Genomic DNA, 16,968 nt, shown 5'->3' on the forward strand with positions numbered 1-16,968 from the left:
TGCGGGAAACAAAGTTTCTGTTCCCACGATGTTCTCTTTTGCTTGCCGATTTTGTAACGAACAGCTAACCCGCGATAATGATTGCAAAGCTATATGGCCGCATTGATGAAACGGGCGTCGACCATCTGGTGATCGACGTCAACGGCGTCGGCTATCTGGTGCAGGCAAGCGCGCGGACGCTTGCCGCCTTGGGCACGACGGATGATTTCGCAACCGTATTCACCGAAATGCAGGTGTCGGAAAACGACATGCGCCTCATCGGCTTTGCCACGCGCGAAGAACGCGACTGGTTCCGGTTGCTGACGGGCGTGCAAGGCGTTGGCGGCAAGGTTGGCTTGGCCATCCTCTCTGCCATCGAACCCGCCGACCTCGCGCTTGCCATAGGCAGCGGCGACGCGGCTATGGTGGCGCGCGCAAACGGCGTTGGACCAAAGTTGGCTAGCCGCATCGTCAATGAATTGAAGGACAAGGTCGGCGCACTCGCCGGCATCAGCGGCGGAGCGAAACTGATGGCCACGGGCGCAGCTGCCGGCAACCATGCACAAGACGCCATGTCCGCACTTGCCAATCTGGGCTTCAAGCCCGGCGAGGCCGGAAATGCTGTCGCGCAGGCGGTCGAAGAACTCGGCCCCGACGCAACGCTCGATGCGCTAGTCCGGCTGGCGCTGAAGCGGGCTTCGCGGTGACCCGCACCGCTGCATTTCTCATCCGTCACCCTGAACTTGTTTCAGGGTCCATCGGGCAACTATTCCTGCGCTATCGGCGGCAAACCCAACCCCACCGCCAGATCCACCCAATGCGGATTTTCGGCGTTAATCAGGTTAATCTTCCAAGCGCGGTGCCAATTCTTCAATTGTTTTTCGCGCGCAATCGCCATCTCCATCGTGCCAGAAACTTCAAAATGCACCAGCCGGTAAATGGCATATTTCGAAGCATGTCCCGGCGTCATGCCGCCGCGATGCTGCGAAAGCCGCTTCAGCAGGTCGGACGTGACGCCGATGTACAGCGATCCATAATGCTTGCTTGCAAGTATATATACGCAAGGGGTTTTTTCATCTCTCACGCGTTGGAAAGTGCGGCAAAATGGACCCTGAAACAAGTTCAGGGTGACGTAAATTTTGGTAAAATGTTTCACATGAATTCAAACCCCCACGCCGTCACCTGTCGCTACGGTCCGCTTTCCGCCATTCCCACCGGCGCATTTGCAGACCCGGACTTTCCCCAACCGCATTATTCGGTCTGGGAAGGGCGCAAGCACCCTTGGGTAGAAATAGTGGGCGACGGTATAAAACATCATGACTGACGACGACCGCCTCACCACGCCGGACAAGCGACCGGAAGATATTGACGCCGCGCTGCGGCCCAAAACGCTCGCCGAGTTTATCGGGCAAGCGGCCGCGCGCGACAATTTGCGGGTGTTTATTGAGGCGGCAAAGGGCCGCGGGCAGCCGTTGGACCATGTGTTGTTCTTTGGCCCGCCCGGACTTGGCAAAACAACATTGGCGCAGATTGTGGCCAAGGAAATGGGCGTCGGTTTCCGCGCCACATCGGGTCCGGTCATTGCCAAATCGGGCGATCTGGCGGCGTTGCTCACCAATTTGGAGGATGGCGACGTCCTGTTCATTGACGAAATTCACCGGCTCAGCCCCGTGGTTGAGGAAATCCTCTACCCCGCGATGGAAGACCGTGCGCTGGATATCATGATTGGCGAAGGGCCATCGGCGCGGTCCGTGCGGATTGATTTGCCGGCGTTTACGCTGGTCGGTGCAACCACGCGGCAGGGTTTGCTGACCACGCCCTTGCGTGACCGCTTTGGCATTCCGGTGCGGCTCAATTTTTACACGCATAGCGAGCTTGAGTTGGTGGTGACGCGCGCCGCGCGCTTGCTTGACCTTGGCATTGCGCCCGATGGCGCGAACGAGATTGCAAAGCGCGCACGCGGCACGCCGCGGATCGCCGGTCGTTTGCTGCGCCGCGTCCGTGACTTTGCCAATGTCGCAGGCGAGCCCGTCGTCACCGCAAAAATCGCCGATAGTGCGCTCAATCGGTTGGAGGTTGATGCCCTCGGCCTTGACGCAATGGACAGGCGCTATCTGCATATGATCGCCGACATTTATCGCGGTGGCCCCGTCGGCGTCGAAGCACTGGCCGCTGGCTTGTCTGAGCCGCGCGACACTATTGAGGATGTGGTTGAACCTTATCTGCTGCAACTCGGCCTTATCGCGCGCACGGCGCGTGGCCGTTGCCTCAACGCGCCGGGTTGGAAACATCTTGGTCTCAACCCGCCAGCAGGATCGCAGGACGGATTATTTGATACATAGCGATGCGCTGAGTCCCTAAGGCGACAAATTGCGGATGTGTTCTTTAAAAAGCCTTCCCGCCGGACTCTAAACTGGTTAACAAAATTCGTGATGCCCATGCCCACCCCCTATCAAGGCCATTTCGACGGCACACAGCACCTGTTTGCCGTGCGGGTCTATTTTGAGGACACCGATTTTTCGGGTGTGGTCTATCATGCGCGCTATCTGCATTTCATGGAACGCGCGCGTTCGGACATGCTAGCCTGTGTCGGCATTGACCAGCGAAGTGTGCATGCGGACGGTCAAGGCGCCTATGCGGTCACCGAAATGAACATCAAATATCGACGACCCGCCCATTTTGACGATGCGTTGGTTGTTATCAGCACCGTTGAGGCGGTGCGCGCGGCAAGTTGCGATATTCATCAATCAGTCATGCGCGGCGACGAAATATTGACCGAGGCGCGGGTGACCGCTGCCTTTGTTTCACCCGACGGCAAGCCCCGCCGACAACCCGCGCATTGGGTTGCGGCGTTTCAGCCCATCATACACCGACACGCAGAATAGGAAGATAATGGACCTGCTCATCGCGACCCAAAATGTGGGTTTTTCACCGATTAAATTGTTCCTCGACGCTGATCTTGTGGTCAAAGCCGTGATCATCGGCCTTGCGCTGGCCAGCATTTGGGCGTGGACAATCATCGTCAGCTTCACGATCAAAATGTCGGGCATCAACCGCCAAAGCGAGACGTTTGAACGCGAATTTTGGGAAAGCAACGATATCGCGGCTTTCGCCAAAACACATAGCCAAAGCGCGTTGCCCGTCGCCAAAGTATTTGCCGCAGGCATGACGGAATGGCGGCGTTCGACCAACGGCAAAACAATTGACCGTGCCGGAACGCGCGAGCGGCTGTCTACAGCGATGGACGCAATGATTGCGGCAGAGACCGACCGTTTGGCGAACCGTTTGAACTTTCTGGCGACCACAGGATCGGTCGCACCCTTTATTGGCCTGTTCGGAACCGTCTGGGGCATCATGCGCAGCTTTGCCGCGATTGCCGCCGAACAGAATTCAAGCCTCGCCGTCGTCGCACCGGGCATTGCAGAAGCGCTTTTCGCGACCGCCATTGGCCTGTTCGCGGCCATTCCGGCGGTCATCGCCTATAACCGATTTTCGCACCGGCTGAACCAATATGAAGCCCGCATGGGACGCTTTGCCGACGGTTTCCACGGCACGCTGTCGCGTGAGTTGGAGCATGAGGTTTAACGATGGCCATGAACATATCTTCGGGCCGAAGCGGTGGCCGCGGCAGGCGTCGCGGCGGACGTCGCGCGCCCATGGCGGACATCAACGTCACGCCCTTTGTCGATGTCATGCTCGTTCTGTTGATCATCTTCATGGTCACTGCGCCCATGCTCGTCACCGGCGTTCCGGTTGAGCTTCCCGAAAGCCGCGCCAACGCGCTTGAGCAGCCGGAGGAGCCCATCGAAATTGCCATCGATCAATCCGGCACAACCTTTATCGATGGCACGCAAGTGCCCGCCAGCGAGCTGCCCGCGCGGCTGGAAGAAATCGCCGGCGCGCAAGACGCAGCAAAGCCACGCCAAATCATGCTGCGCGGGGATACGTCGATCAGCTATGGCCAAATGATGCGTGTGATGGGCGAACTGAACCGTGCTGGACTGAATAGCGTGAGCTTGGTCACCACTGGTTCATCTGGCGAAAACTAACGATATGGCGATGGATCGGGTCGAAAAACTCGGACTGGGCGCTGCGATTGGCGGCCATGTCATATTGCTGGGCGCATTTGGCCTAGGTCTTATGGCATCCGCGGACACCATTAAAAGGCAGGAATCGATTTCGGTTTCGCTGGTGGGTGAAATTGCCGATGTCTCGACGGCGCCCGATGCCATTCAGGAAGAATCCGCACCGCCAGCCGCTGGGGACACCGCGCCGAGCGAACCGCCACCTGCCCCAACCCCGGTGATAAAAATCGAAAAGCCGGTGGCCAAGCCGGTGCAGAAGCCCGCAAAGCCCGACACTGCGCCGCCCCTTGCGAAGGTTGCGGCCAAGAAAGAACCGGTGAAGACCGCTGCCACGCCGCCGAAAACGGTAAAAGCAACCGCACCAAGCGGCAAAGGGTCAACGCCAGCCAAGCCCGGCGGGCTCAGCCGCAATTTCGAAGACAGCATCAACAATATCGGCAAGGCCCCTGGCGCTGGCAAAGCGTTGGGCACACCTGCTGCAAAGACCGCGACCGAAGTGCGCCGGTCAGTGTCTGCGATGCTTGGTCCCCAAATTCAGCGACGAGTAGAAGCATGCTCGCCAACCGGCGTTGAACTGAATAAAATTGTTACAACTATTACGTTGAGCCTAGATGTATCCGGCAATCTACTGAACGTGGGTTATGGCGGACAAACAGGCATCAACGATAGTAATCGACCTCAAGCGGAACCGCTAAAACAGTGCATATTGCAAGCCGTGCGCGCTGCTGCACCATTCCGCAATTTGGACCCCGAATACTACGACGTTTGGAAGTCTCACCCGATGCGTATTAAAGCTAGGGGATAAGGATAAGATAATGAACCTGACAAATCTGACCCAAAAAATTGCGTCTTTCCTGCTTCTGATTGTCGGCAGTCAAAGCGTCATGGCGCAAACCCCGCCGCCTGCGCCTGATACAGATGAGCCCGAGCTGGTCGAGTTTGATACGTCCAAGACACGTTCCATTGCCGTGCCCGCACTTGTGGCCCCCGCCCCTGTCGATACGCCGGCGGGGAACAGCGCCGCACTTGGCCGTCAAATCGCTGAAGTCATCTCATCCAACTTGCGCGCATCGGGTGTGTTTGAAACGCAGGGCCCCAATGGCCTGCGCGCCATAACGTTGCCAGAGGTGACGGCACCGCAATTTGATTATTGGAAAGGCCGTCCAGTTGAACAGCTTGTCCAAGGTTTCGTCCGCGTGGGCGGCGACGGCAATCTGACGGTTGGATGTTATTTATATGACGTCGGCTTTGGCAATGAAACCACACGCCTTGGCTTCAACGTGCCGCCACGCGAATGGCGCAGAGCCGCGCACAAATGTGCCGATGCAATCTATGCGAAGCTGACGGGCGAACTGCCATTCTTTGACAGCCGCATTGCCTATATTGCCGAAACTGGCCCCAAGGGTAAACGCGTCAAACGCCTGGCGATCATGGATTCAGATGGCGCAAACCACCGTTTCATTACCAATGGCCAGTCAACGGCGCTCACACCGCGTTTCTCGCCCAACTATAAATCGATCCTGTATCTGTCCTATGTCGACGGCAATCCACGCATCTATGTCTATGATATTAATGCCGGTCGGCAGCGGTTGATTACGCAATCGCGAAACCCGACCTTTGCCCCACGCTGGTCGCCAGATGGCCAGACCATATTATATTCCATGGCGGTTGCAGGGAACACCGACATCTACAAGATTTCGGCGAGCGGCAGCGGCACGCCCGTCAAGCTGACAACATCGCCCAGCATCGACGTCGGGGGAAGCTTTTCCCCCGATGGTCGCCAGATTGTATTTGAAAGCGACCGGTCGGGCAGCCAGCAAATCTATGTCATGAACGCAGATGGATCCAACCAACGGCGGATCAGCTTTGGTTCCGGGCGGTACGCGACCCCCGAATGGAGCCCGCGCGCGGACCTTATTGCCTATACCCGCATTGCGGGCGACTTCCGCGTTGGCACCATGCGCCCCGACGGTTCGGGCGAACGACTGCTGACCGACAGCTGGCAGGATGAGGCTCCCACATGGGCGCCAAATGGCCGCGTCATCCAGTTTTTCCGCACGGCGAAGGGCAGCGGCAAAACCAGTATCTGGCAAGTCGATCTTACGGGATCGAACGAACGCCAATTGCCGACGCCGGTTGACGGATCGGACCCCGCATGGGGACCTGTTTTGCCGTGAGTGCGTTTGAATCACATTTCTGATATAACTTCCGCTATACACATGCGGAGCAAGCCGAAGGAGAAGACCATGAAGATGAAGACCAACACGATCAAGATGGCCGCCATGTTGCTGGCATCGACCGCACTGGTTGCAGGCTGCGGCAAGAAAAAGGTCGAAGCACTGCCACCTGCGGCCGAGGGCACTGATTATGGCCAGACGCAACCAGCCCCGGAAGCCCCTGCTAGCCAGATCGTTCCGGGCAGCCAGGAAGATTTCCTGCAACAAGTTGGGCAATTTGGCGACCGCATCTTGTTTGAAACCGATCGCTTCAATGTGGATGCCGAAGATCAGGCGACGTTGCAGCGTCAGGCGCAATGGCTGGCCCGTTATCCCAACGCCCGCATCACCGTAGAAGGTCATGCCGACGAACGTGGAACACGCGACTACAACCTCGCGCTTGGCGAACGCCGTGCCAATTCTGCAAAAAATTACCTGACCTCAATCGGTGTCGACGCAAGCCGCATCGAAACCGTCAGCCATGGCAAAGAACGCCCATCGGCTTTGGGTTCGGACGAACAAGCCTGGGCACAAAACCGCCGTGCGGTGACGGTTACCGTTCAGTAAACATCAAATCCTCCCCGTCGGCGTGCGATGGGGAGGATGCTTTCATCGAAACGCACCGGACAGTGACATAGCCTGATATATTTCGAGCCACCCGCTGTCGCGATCACGCAAAGCGAAATCGGGCTTCGGCTTTGATTTTAACTGAGCGATTGTTTAAGCTGCGGTAGTTTTTGAAGGAAAGGTTCCCATGTTCAACCGCCTCTTTGTCGAGCATCCCAAAAGCGTCGATGAAAATTATGTCGAGCATTTTGGCGTCGCCAGCCGATTTGGTTTTGCGATGATCTGGGGCGGGATGAAGGCGCTGGTGCATGCGTTCGTTCCCGGTCTTTGCATTACGTCCGGCAGCGATACCGTAAAGCGATTGAACCATATCATGGTCGAGCAGCGCCGCGCCAAGGGTCAGGATGTGGCCCAAATGCTGACCGTCGATTGGGTGATTTGACCCTGCATTCCCCGTTTTGACCTAGGCCCCGTTTTGACCCAGACCCCGTTTTGACAGAAACAGCCCCACATTTTGCCACGCGCGATGATGGCATAAGGCTGGCCTATCGTCTGACCAAAGGCGGCGGGCCGACGCTTGTTTTCCTGCCGGGCTATATGTCCGATATGCAGGGTGGCAAGGCAACGGCGCTGTGCGCGTGGGCAAAGGCGCAAGGCATCGGCATGCTGCGGTTCGATTATTCGGGTTGCGGTGAAAGCGAAGGTGCATTTGAAGACGGCACGCTGGATATCTGGCGTGATGACGTTCTGGCGGTCATTGCCCATGCGCAAGTCGGGCCGTTAATCTTGGTTGGATCGTCCATGGGCGGATGGCTCATGCTGCTGGTGGCCGAAGCGCTTGGCGCGCAGGTCATGGCAATGGTTGGCATCGCCGCAGCACCAGATTTTACCGACTGGGATTTCAACGATGCCGACCGCGCGACGATGGCCGCCGACGGACGCATCGCGCGCCCCAGCGATTATGGCTATGACCCCATGGTTATCACCCGCGCTTTTTGGCAATCCGGACAGGATAATCTGCGGCTGAATGGCGAAATCGGCATCGACTGCCCGGTGCGCCTGATCCACGGGCAGTGCGACCCTGACGTGCCTTGGCAAACGTCGTTAAGCCTAGCTGCCCAGCTTCGTTCATCCGACGTGCAGACGATCTTGGTAAAGGATGGCGACCATCGGCTTTCGCGCGATACGGATATTGCTGTGTTGATCGAGACCGTGGCGAAGCTGGTCTGACCTATTTAACGGAGCGCCCATGCTAAAGCTGTTATCAAGTTTGCTGTTCATCGCGGTGCCCGCGTCCGCGCAACCCTTGTCCACGCTGAACGAAGTCCAGTTTGACGAGTGCCTGAAGCTCGCGGGGACAGATCCTGCATCTGCAGTCACCGAGGCAAGCCTGTGGACGCAGCAAGGCGGCGGCTATCTTGCGCGCGCGTGCCATGGTTATGCGCTTGCGACCGATTTCAAATTTGACCTTGCCATACCCATGCTGACCGAGGCGGCAAAATTGGCCGAGGACAAGGGTGATGCCCGCGCCGCGCGTTTCTGGGCGCAGGCGGGCAATGCTGCGCTTGCCGCCGATACGCCCGACGCGGCATTGGCGGCATTAGACAAAGCGCTTGCCGCCCAATCCCTAGAAAGCGCCGAACGCGCCGATAGCGAGGTTGATCGCGCGCGCGCTTTGGTTGCGTTGCGCAGACCCGCCGATGCCGAAGCTGCGCTGACGACCGCACGGACGCTGTCGCCCGAAAATGGCACGGCATGGTTGTTATCCGCGACATTGGCGCGGCGGATGAACAAGCTGCCCGATGCGCTAAGCTATATCCAGACGACAGCCGCGCTTCTGCCTCGTGATGCAGCCGTCGCATTGGAGGCGGGCAATATTGCCATTGCCGCGGGTGATGAAGCTGCTGCACGCAAGCAATGGGAACAATGCATCGCAATCGCGCCCAACAGCCGCCAAGCGGCGACCGCAAAGGCTCAACTGGCCGCATTGGCCGCCAGCGCACCGCCGCCTGCCGAACCGCAATCGCGATAGCACGCCCCTTGCGCCCGTAGCTGTCACGGTCCATTGTCTGCGCAAATACAGACAGCGCCATGAACGGAACGAATATGCCGACGAAATATCTCCACACGATGATCCGCGTGACGGACCCTGACGCGACAGTCGCGTTCTTCAAATTGATTGGGCTTGAAGAAGTCCGCCGTTTCGACAGCGAAGCTGGTCGCTTCACGCTCATTTTCCTCGCGGCGCCCGGACAAGATGGTGTGGCGGAAGTGGAATTGACCCACAATTGGCCGCCCGCCGATGGCAGCGCAGCCGAAGCTTATGATGGCGGCCGCAACTTTGGCCATTTGGCGTACCGGGTCGATGATATTTACGCGACCTGCCAAACGCTGATGGACGCAGGCGTCACGATCAACCGGCCACCGCGCGACGGTCATATGGCGTTTGTGCGGACCCCCGACGGCATTTCGATTGAACTGTTGCAAGAGGGCAATCTTCCACCGGCAGAACCTTGGGTCAGCATGCCCAATATAGGCGTCTGGTAATGGCGATTGAGATTGTCCGCGTTCCGGTCCTGTCCGACAATTATGTCTGGCTGGTGCATGAAGCAACAAGCGGCGAGACCCTCGTGATCGACCCTGCCGTGGCAGAACCGGTGCTCGCAGCTGCCGAGGCGCGCGGATGGAAGATTACGCAAATCTGGAATACCCATTGGCACCCCGACCATGTCGGCGGCAATGCCGAGATTAAGGCTGCAACAGGCTGCATCATCACGGGACCAGCGGCAGAGGCGGAACGGATATCGACGCTGGATGTGCAGGTCCGCGGCGGCGACGTCGTGCAACTGGGTGGGATGCGGGCGATGGTCCTGGACGTTCCCGCGCATACGGCGGGGCACATCGCCTATCATTTTGAAACCGAGCAGGTCGCTTTTGTCGGCGACACCTTGTTCGCGATGGGCTGTGGCCGCTTGTTCGAAGGCACCGCTGCGCAGATGTACGACAATATGCGCAAGCTTGAGGCGTTGGGCGATGATACGGCCATCTATTGCGCGCACGAATATACGTTAAGCAACGCGCGCTTTGCCGTGACAATAGAGCCTGACAATGCCGCGCTTCAGGAGCGCGTGTCTGATGTTGTCGCCGCGCGCGAACGCGGCGAGGCAACGGTGCCAACGACGATTGCACTGGAGCGCGCAACCAACCCGTTCATGCGCGCAAGCTCCGTGGAGGAATTGGCGGCACGCCGGGCGGCGAAGGATGCAGCCTAAAAATCAGTGGAAGTCGCGTGACTTGGGCAAGATCCGCACGTCGCGCGGGTGGCTGCCGCGCGGGGGATGTGGCCGCGCAAATTCGTCAATTTTGGGTTTCCCGACATTGGTCTGATGCGTTTCTGACAATTGCGCCAGATCGTCAGTACGGTCGATAATATTCGTCGCCATCAGGTGCACCACACCTTCTTTGCTGCGCTGAATTTCGCCCTCGGCAATAATCAGCCGTGACGCCATGACGGCGCGGCGTTGCCGGTCGAACAACCGCGCCCATAATAAGATGTTGGTCACGCCACTTTCATCCTCAATCGTGATGAAAATCGCATTGCCCTTGCCGGGGCGCTGCCGGACCAGCACGACGCCGGCCACGCGCACCCGCTTGCCGTTCTTGGCGACATTGGCCTCAGCGCAGCTCAGCACGCCCTCGCGTGCGAACATCCCGCGCAGAAACTGCATCGGGTGCCCCTTTAGCGAAAGCCGGGTCATCTGATAATCCGCCGCGACATGTTCGCTGGCGGGCATCGCTGGCAACATCGCATCGGCCTCCGCGCCAAGCTCGCGCGCGTTGGCCGCAGCGAACAACGGCAGCTCGTCCGAAGGCGTCCGCCGCGCTTCCCACGCGCCCTCTCGCCGGTCGAAACCCAATGATCGCACGGCATCGGCATCGGCAAGCAAATGCACGGCAGCCGGTGGCAGCGCGGCACGGCGCGCCAAATCTTCGATAGATGCAAATGGCCGGTTCGCGACAATGGCGTGCGCCCACACCGCCCGAAATCCGTCGATCTGCCGCATCCCCAATCGCAGCGCGCCTTGCTCGATTGCATTATCCCAATGGCTCGCATTGACGTCGATCGGCCTGACCTCCACCCCATTTTCCTGCGCATCGCGGACAATCTGCGCCGGCGCGTAAAAGCCCATGGGCTGCGAATTGAGTAAGGCGGCGGCGAAAATGGCCGGATGATAATGTTTGATCCACGACGACACATAGACCAGCCGCGCAAAAGACAGCGCATGGCTTTCGGGGAAGCCATATGATCCGAAGCCCTGAATTTGGCCAAAGCAGCGCTGGGCAAAGTCACGTTCATAGCCCCGCCGCACCATGCCTTCGACCATCATCGTTTCGAAATGCTCCATCCCGCCGACATTGCGAAACGTTGCCATCGCCTTGCGCAAACGGTTGGCATCGGCCTCGCTGAATTCGGCAGCGGTGATCGCCAGGTTCATCGCCTGTTCCTGAAACAGTGGCACACCCAATGTTTTGCCAAGCACCTGTTTCAGCTCGTCTGGCGGATATGGCGGGGCGGGAGAGGGATATTCGGCCTTTTCCTCCCCATTACGTCGCCGCAAATAAGGATGCACCATATCGCCCTGGATGGGGCCGGGGCGGACAATCGCGACTTGAATCGTGAGGTCATATAGGCTGCGCGGTTTCATACGCGGCAGCATGTTCATTTGCGCCCGGCTTTCGACCTGAAACACGCCCAGGCTCTCTCCTCTGCACAGCATGTCATAGACATTGGGATCATCGGAATCGATGTCGACCTTCAGATCATAATCGCCAATCCCCTGCTCGCGCATCATGTCATAGGCCTTGCGTATGCACGTCAGCATACCCAGCGCGAGCACATCGACCTTCATCAGCCCCAATGCGTCGATATCGTCTTTGTCCCACTCAATGAAATTGCGGTCTTTCATCGCGCCATTGTGAATGGGCACGGTTTCGTCGAGCCGGTTTTCGGTCAGGATAAACCCGCCGACATGCTGCGACAAATGGCGCGGGAATTTTATCAACTGTTCAGACAGCGATTTCAGCCGGGCAATTTCGGGATTGTCCGGATCAAACCCGGCCTCAACCAGCCGCCGTTCATCTGGACCGCTGCCGAAACTGCCCCAGACCGTGCTGACCATGCGCGTTGTGATATCCTCGGTCAGGCCCAAAGCCTTTCCCACTTCGCGCACCGCGCTGCGCGGGCGGTAATGGATGATCGTTCCGGCAATCGCGGCCCGGTGGCGGCCATAGCGCCGATAGACATATTGAATGACTTCCTCACGCCGCTCATGTTCGAAATCAACGTCGATATCGGGCGGTTCTTTTCGGTCGGACGAAATGAAGCGCGAAAATAACAGCGTGTTTACAAGCGGATCAACAGACGTCACGCCGAGCAGGAAACACACCGTAGAGTTCGCCGCCGAGCCGCGCCCTTGGCATAAAATCGGCGGCTTTTGATCACGCGCAAATTTGACCAGATCGTGGACGGTGAGGAAATAATATGCGAATTTTTCGGTGCGGATAAACGCAAGCTCGGTTTCAATCGACTTGCGGATTTTCTCCGGAAGCTCTGCCCCGTACCGTTCGTGCGCCGCCGTCCACACCAGATGCGCCAGCCAGTCGTCGGGGGTCCAGCCGCCCGGAACTGGCTCGTGCGGATATTCATATTTCAGCTGTTCAAGGTCGAAATGAACATGTGCGGCAAAGCGTTCGGTTTCGACCACAGCTTCGGGACAGGCATGGAATAAACGCGCCATGTCATGCGCCGTCTTAATGTACCGCTCGGCATTTGCCTCCAGTGCAAAGCCTGCTTTCTGGATGGTCGTCCCCATGCGGATGCACGTGACAATATCGTGGAGCGGACGCTGATCGCGGGTCGCGTAAAGCGGATCGTTCGTCGCAAGCAGCGGCACGTCAAAGGCGTTTGCCACTTTTCGATAACGTGCCAGCTGCCGTTTATCCTGACCCCTGTGATGCGTTGATACACCAAGCCAAAGCTTGCCAGCATGCACAGGCGCAAGGCGGCGCAGCACGCTTTCCCAATCCTGCGGCGCGGTCGACACCAGCTTGAGATGCGATGGCGCGGCTATGGGCTTCGCGCTTTCCTTAAACGCATATAAGGGGGGGTTTTTATGTGCCTCCTCCGCGTCCGCGGTCGCATATGGCATGACGATGAGCAGCAAATCAGCCAGATGGTCGGACAAATCATCGAACTTCAATATACAGCTGCCTTTGGTCGCGCGCATATTCCCGACGGTCAGCAACCGGGTGAGGTTACCCCACCCCTGCCGCGTGGCGGGATAGGCAATGATGTCCGGCGTACCGTCCGAAAACACCAGCCGTGATCCTGCCAAAAAGCGGATATTCGGTTCACACGCGGCCTTTTCAGCTTCGGTCAGTTGCTCGGGTTCCCCGGCATCGCGCTTGGCCGCCAGCAATGCACTACGCGCTTCATCGGGCGCATCGCCCAACGCCTTCCACGCGCGCACAACGCCAGAGACGGTATTGCGATCAGCAATGCCAATGGCGGTCAGCCCGCGCCGGATACCCTCCGCCACATAATCCGATGGCGGCGATGCCCCGCGCAAGAAAGAATAGCTGCTGGTGCAGGCAAGCTCGGCATAGCTCATGCGAAGATACCGTGGAGATACCAAAGTGGTCGTTCAATTTCATCATAAAGCCCACGCCGGAACAGCCAAAAGCGGCGCCCCTCATTGTCCTCAACACGGTAATAATCGCGCGTCAGACTGCCATTGCCCGGCGCGTAGCCGCGCGCATGTCGCCACCATTCCGGGCTGATGCGTTCAGGGCCCTCCACCCGTGTGACGCGGTGCACGTGCCGCCGCCAGCGAAAGCTACGCGGTTCGCCCTCTGGAAATCCGGCGGTTACCTCAATCGGCTGCGGCGTTTCGAACAGCCGAAAAGGACGCATCGCCGGTTCGCCCGGCACAGATTTTGGCCAGTCCGCCTTTGAAGCGTCAGATTGCGCGACACGCTCAAGCGCTGCGCGTTCGGGGATGTGGCTTTGCCGCGCGTGGAATTGCCGCACACGCTCTGCCCCCAACCGAACGCTGAGCCGGTCGATGAGCGCGGCTGCGGCCGCATCTGTGTCGACCTTTGTCTCCAGCCCAACCTGAACATTGGCCAACACCTCAGCAAGCGGGACTTCCAACCGGATGAGGTCATAGCCAAAGCCGGGGTCAAGCGGGTCGGACAGCGCGTCAATACGCTCCCGTATCAAGCGCATGAGCAGGGCAGCGTCGCGCGTTGGCGTGCCGGTATCCACCGCCAGCCGCGCGACATGGCCATCGCTGCGGAATAGACATATCTCGAACCGCCGCCCGCCCTGCCCGCGTTCTTGCAACTGGAGCGCGGCGCCCCCTGCCAGCATTTCAATGGTCGCCAACACATCATTGGTCCGCGAAATCGGCTCGGCAAAATTCTGCGTAACATGGATGATGGGCAGACTTCGGCGCGGGGTGATGCGCGGGTCTTCCTCTTCCAACAGGCGGGCCAGCCGCACCACAACCGCCTTTCCGAAACGCGCCGCCAGCGGCTTACGCGGGCGGACAGCGAGATCGCCAATACTTCTTAGGCCAGCCCGGCGAAGCGCCTTATGCACCTTGTCACCGCCATCCAGCGCCTCCACAGGCACGTCGGAAATGGTGCGTGCCGCATATCTCGCCTTGGCCTGCGCGCTGTCGGGAGTGAACCCCAAGGCAATCCGGCAACTGAGGCCATGACGGCTGAACCGCGCGTGCACATCCTTCGCCAGCCGCGCCGCATCACCAAACACATGTTCGCACCCCGTAATGTCGAGCAACAGCCCTTGCGGCGGGTCCAACATGCAAGCAGGGGTATAACGCTCACACCCATCGGCGAGCCAGCCGAGCAAGTTGAGGTCCGCCACAGGGTCATGGTCAAAGACCGCCAGATCGGGCACGCGCGCGCGGGCATCGGCCAGCGCCATTCCTGCGGTCAGGCCAAGCGCATGCGCCGCCGGATCACATGCCGCCAACCGCATGGCCCCGCGTTGTTTTTCGACCATAGCAAAGGGCGCATCAGGCGCGATGCCGCGATGCCGGACCAGTCTCTGTGTCGGTAACAATGGCAGAAAGACCGCCAGATAGCGGCGTGTCAAAAAAGCTTCGTGTTGCATGATCCCAAGTCACTCTTGCCTCAAAAGGAGCCGTGCCACCGCGATGGCGCAGCAGGCTGATGTCAAAAGTCGGAAGGCCCGGGGCATTTCCCGGCAATGGCGCAGAGGGCGCAGAACATATCCGCCAGCGTGTACGCGCCGCACTTGGCATCGGCACCGCATCCCCGCGCACGAGCAGGGCCAGCACCCCTGCCTCCGCTGCGGCCAAGGCAAGCCGACGGGTCGAGGTCAAATCCACCAACCGGGCATTGCCGTGCGTTTCCAATATGACCGCGCGGGCGGCGTTCGACCGGATGGCATCCGCTGCAGCCCGCAAGGCGTCGCGCAAATCGGCTGTCTGGACCAGCAACATGCGCGCGGGGTCACCGCCCATTGCCGATAGCCCATAAGGGTAAAGACGACCCGATGTCTGGCGTTCCTTGTCCCCTGATATCCAGAAGATACCGGCATCGCTTTCCGGCAGCCGCCATGCCAGCAAAAGCGCAAAGGCAGCTGCGGCATGTGAGTCGGCTTTTGCGCCACCAAAAAATTCATGCAGCCCAGCCTGCGTTATGCCACCGCGCAGCCGCTCGTCGACATAAGGCGCCCCTGTGGGCAGCAATGATTGCGCGGCATCCGGCTGGTGTTGCTTCCACATTCCTTGCGCAGATGGAAACGCACCAGCCGGTAGAGTCGGCTGTATGTGATTCGGCTTTTTGTTCATGATTTGTTCCATACTCCATTTTTCATGGATGTGGAGTCAGCTTTTTTGTTCTGAAGTGATTTGGGATAATATAGGCCGGCAACCGGCGGGCCTATGCGCGCAGATGATCCCGAAAGCGCGGGCGGCATGGTTGAGCCATTTTCCAGCCCGGGCCTATTTGCCCGGGCCAGAAAATTGCGTTCACCCGGCTGAACTCATTCCCAATAATAAGGCATGCGTTTGCGTGTGCCGGTGACTTCTTCGTTCAGCGTGGCCGCATCATATAAACGGCCACCGATCATAACCTTGGCGACCTTGTCCGAATTGCGGATATCCGCGCTTGGGTCGGCGTCGAGAACGACGAGATCGGCAAGCTTGCCTGCGGCGATGGAGCCGACATCCTTGTCATAGCCAAGCGAACGGGCGGACTCGATTGTGCCTGCGGCCAATGCCTCAATTGGCGACATGCCACCGCGCACGAAGGACCAGAGTTCCCAATGCGCGGCGATGCCGGCTTCCTGACCATGCGCACCGATCGCCACCGGCACGCCAAGCTTGGCAAGCTTATGCGCCTCACGCGCGCTGTTATCGTCGACATAGTCTTCCTCAGGCGCGATTTCGCGGCGTGCATTGTTCGCCGCAAGCTCGGTCGGCGGATAATGCTTAGCCATCAACGGATGACGGAACACATCGGTATGTGCGCGCCAATACGGATCACCGGCTGGGCCGCCATAGGTCACGACAAGGGTCGGGGTGTAACCCACCTTCGATTTCGAGAAGAACTGAAGCACGTCGCCGTAGAAAATGTCGAGCGGGACATTGTGCTCAACGGTGGTGTTGCCATCGGCAATCAGGTTCATGTCCATGCCGAACAGCGAACCGCCTTCCGCCACCGAACGCATATTTTCCTGAAGCGCGGCGGCAACAACTTGCTGGCGCTGTTCACGGCGCGGCTGGTTGTAGTTTTTGACGCTGTGCGCACCTTGCGCCTTCAACCGCCGGACATGCGCGAGGGCATCATCGAGGCCATTGATTTCGGCATACACATCCGCGGCCTTTGCGCCGTACACAATCTCGCCCGTGGAGAAAGAACGCGGCCCGACAATAAGGCCCGCGCGCTGCATTTCCACCGCCGGGAAAACCGTCGCGGCGCTGCTGGATGGATCATGCCGCGTGGTGATACCCATGGCGAGGTTGAGCATATTTACCCAGTTTTGCTGCGGTGTCATTTCATCGACA

The 16,968-nt window shown here is 59.0% G+C and carries 18 protein-coding genes; 13 read left to right on the forward strand and 5 right to left on the reverse strand.

The features are described 5' to 3' along the window. Positions 1-77 precede the first annotated feature (77 nt). The gene (ruvA, locus tag ACIQ0G_RS01980; protein WP_397576450.1) at positions 78-686 is read left to right on the forward strand and encodes a Holliday junction branch migration protein RuvA; all 609 of its coding nucleotides are present in this window, start codon (positions 78-80) and stop codon (positions 684-686) included. 59 nt (positions 687-745) lie between these two features. Here the strand turns inward: ruvA and ACIQ0G_RS01985 are convergent, their stop codons facing one another. Further along, entirely contained in the window at positions 746-1,063 is a 318-nt protein-coding gene (locus ACIQ0G_RS01985) for a GIY-YIG nuclease family protein (protein ID WP_397576466.1), read from the reverse strand. Positions 1,064-1,295: 232 nt separating this feature from the next. Here ACIQ0G_RS01985 and ruvB point away from each other — a divergent pair, with 232 nt between their 5' ends. From ruvB to gloB, 12 genes are all read left to right on the forward strand, one after another. Then, complete coding sequence (ruvB, locus tag ACIQ0G_RS01990; protein WP_395629401.1) at positions 1,296-2,321, forward strand: Holliday junction branch migration DNA helicase RuvB; 1,026 nt, start codon at positions 1,296-1,298, stop codon at positions 2,319-2,321. Between the two features lie 90 nt (positions 2,322-2,411). Then, positions 2,412-2,864: a YbgC/FadM family acyl-CoA thioesterase gene (locus tag ACIQ0G_RS01995; RefSeq protein ID WP_397576451.1), complete on the forward strand. Its 453-nt coding sequence runs from the start codon at positions 2,412-2,414 to the stop codon at positions 2,862-2,864. A gap of 7 nt (positions 2,865-2,871) precedes the next feature. Next, a complete protein-coding gene (tolQ, locus tag ACIQ0G_RS02000; protein WP_397576452.1) occupies positions 2,872-3,564 on the forward strand; it encodes a protein TolQ in 693 nt (230 codons plus the stop codon). A 2-nt stretch (positions 3,565-3,566) separates the two neighbouring features. Then, positions 3,567-4,028 (forward strand): protein TolR, encoded by a 462-nt coding sequence (gene tolR / locus ACIQ0G_RS02005; protein ID WP_397576453.1) that lies wholly within the window; start codon positions 3,567-3,569, stop codon positions 4,026-4,028. A 4-nt stretch (positions 4,029-4,032) separates the two neighbouring features. Next, positions 4,033-4,869, forward strand: a complete 837-nt coding sequence (locus tag ACIQ0G_RS02010; RefSeq protein ID WP_397576454.1) for a hypothetical protein — start codon at positions 4,033-4,035, stop codon at positions 4,867-4,869. Positions 4,870-4,885: 16 nt separating this feature from the next. Further along, positions 4,886-6,241: a Tol-Pal system beta propeller repeat protein TolB gene (tolB, locus tag ACIQ0G_RS02015; RefSeq protein ID WP_397576467.1), complete on the forward strand. Its 1,356-nt coding sequence runs from the start codon at positions 4,886-4,888 to the stop codon at positions 6,239-6,241. A 69-nt stretch (positions 6,242-6,310) separates the two neighbouring features. Further along, positions 6,311-6,847: a peptidoglycan-associated lipoprotein Pal gene (gene pal / locus ACIQ0G_RS02020; protein WP_397576455.1), complete on the forward strand. Its 537-nt coding sequence runs from the start codon at positions 6,311-6,313 to the stop codon at positions 6,845-6,847. Between the two features lie 187 nt (positions 6,848-7,034). Then, on the forward strand, positions 7,035-7,289 hold the full coding sequence (locus ACIQ0G_RS02025) for a DUF6356 family protein (protein WP_395628846.1): 255 nt from the start codon (positions 7,035-7,037) through the stop codon (positions 7,287-7,289). Positions 7,290-7,339: 50 nt separating this feature from the next. Then, positions 7,340-8,077 (forward strand): alpha/beta hydrolase, encoded by a 738-nt coding sequence (locus ACIQ0G_RS02030; RefSeq protein ID WP_397576456.1) that lies wholly within the window; start codon positions 7,340-7,342, stop codon positions 8,075-8,077. A gap of 19 nt (positions 8,078-8,096) precedes the next feature. Then, complete coding sequence (locus tag ACIQ0G_RS02035) at positions 8,097-8,879, forward strand: hypothetical protein (protein WP_397576457.1); 783 nt, start codon at positions 8,097-8,099, stop codon at positions 8,877-8,879. A 59-nt stretch (positions 8,880-8,938) separates the two neighbouring features. Then, on the forward strand, positions 8,939-9,394 hold the full coding sequence (locus tag ACIQ0G_RS02040) for a VOC family protein (protein WP_397576458.1): 456 nt from the start codon (positions 8,939-8,941) through the stop codon (positions 9,392-9,394). After that, entirely contained in the window at positions 9,394-10,119 is a 726-nt protein-coding gene (gene gloB / locus ACIQ0G_RS02045) for a hydroxyacylglutathione hydrolase (RefSeq protein ID WP_397576459.1), read from the forward strand. The genes ACIQ0G_RS02040 and gloB overlap by 1 nt, the downstream gene beginning before the upstream one ends. A 3-nt stretch (positions 10,120-10,122) precedes the next feature. Here the strand turns inward: gloB and ACIQ0G_RS02050 are convergent, their stop codons facing one another. From ACIQ0G_RS02050 to ACIQ0G_RS02065, 4 genes are all read right to left on the reverse strand, one after another. Next, complete coding sequence (locus ACIQ0G_RS02050; protein WP_397576460.1) at positions 10,123-13,518, reverse strand: error-prone DNA polymerase; 3,396 nt, start codon at positions 13,516-13,518, stop codon at positions 10,123-10,125. Then, positions 13,515-15,047 carry a Y-family DNA polymerase gene (locus ACIQ0G_RS02055; RefSeq protein ID WP_397576461.1) on the reverse strand — a complete coding sequence of 511 codons (1,533 nt, stop codon included), beginning with the start codon at positions 15,045-15,047 and terminating at the stop codon, positions 13,515-13,517. The genes ACIQ0G_RS02050 and ACIQ0G_RS02055 overlap by 4 nt, the downstream gene beginning before the upstream one ends. Next, positions 14,950-15,750, reverse strand: coding sequence for a hypothetical protein (locus ACIQ0G_RS02060; RefSeq protein WP_397576462.1), 801 nt, complete (start codon positions 15,748-15,750; stop codon positions 14,950-14,952). Before ACIQ0G_RS02060 ends, ACIQ0G_RS02055 begins: the two co-directional genes overlap by 98 nt. A gap of 194 nt (positions 15,751-15,944) precedes the next feature. Next, positions 15,945-16,968: amidohydrolase family protein (locus ACIQ0G_RS02065; protein WP_397576463.1), on the reverse strand; the 1,024-nt coding region annotated here is incomplete at its 5' end.

The organism is Sphingorhabdus sp., from assembly GCF_044354325.1.
GTDB lineage: Bacteria > Pseudomonadota > Alphaproteobacteria > Sphingomonadales > Sphingomonadaceae > Sphingorhabdus_B.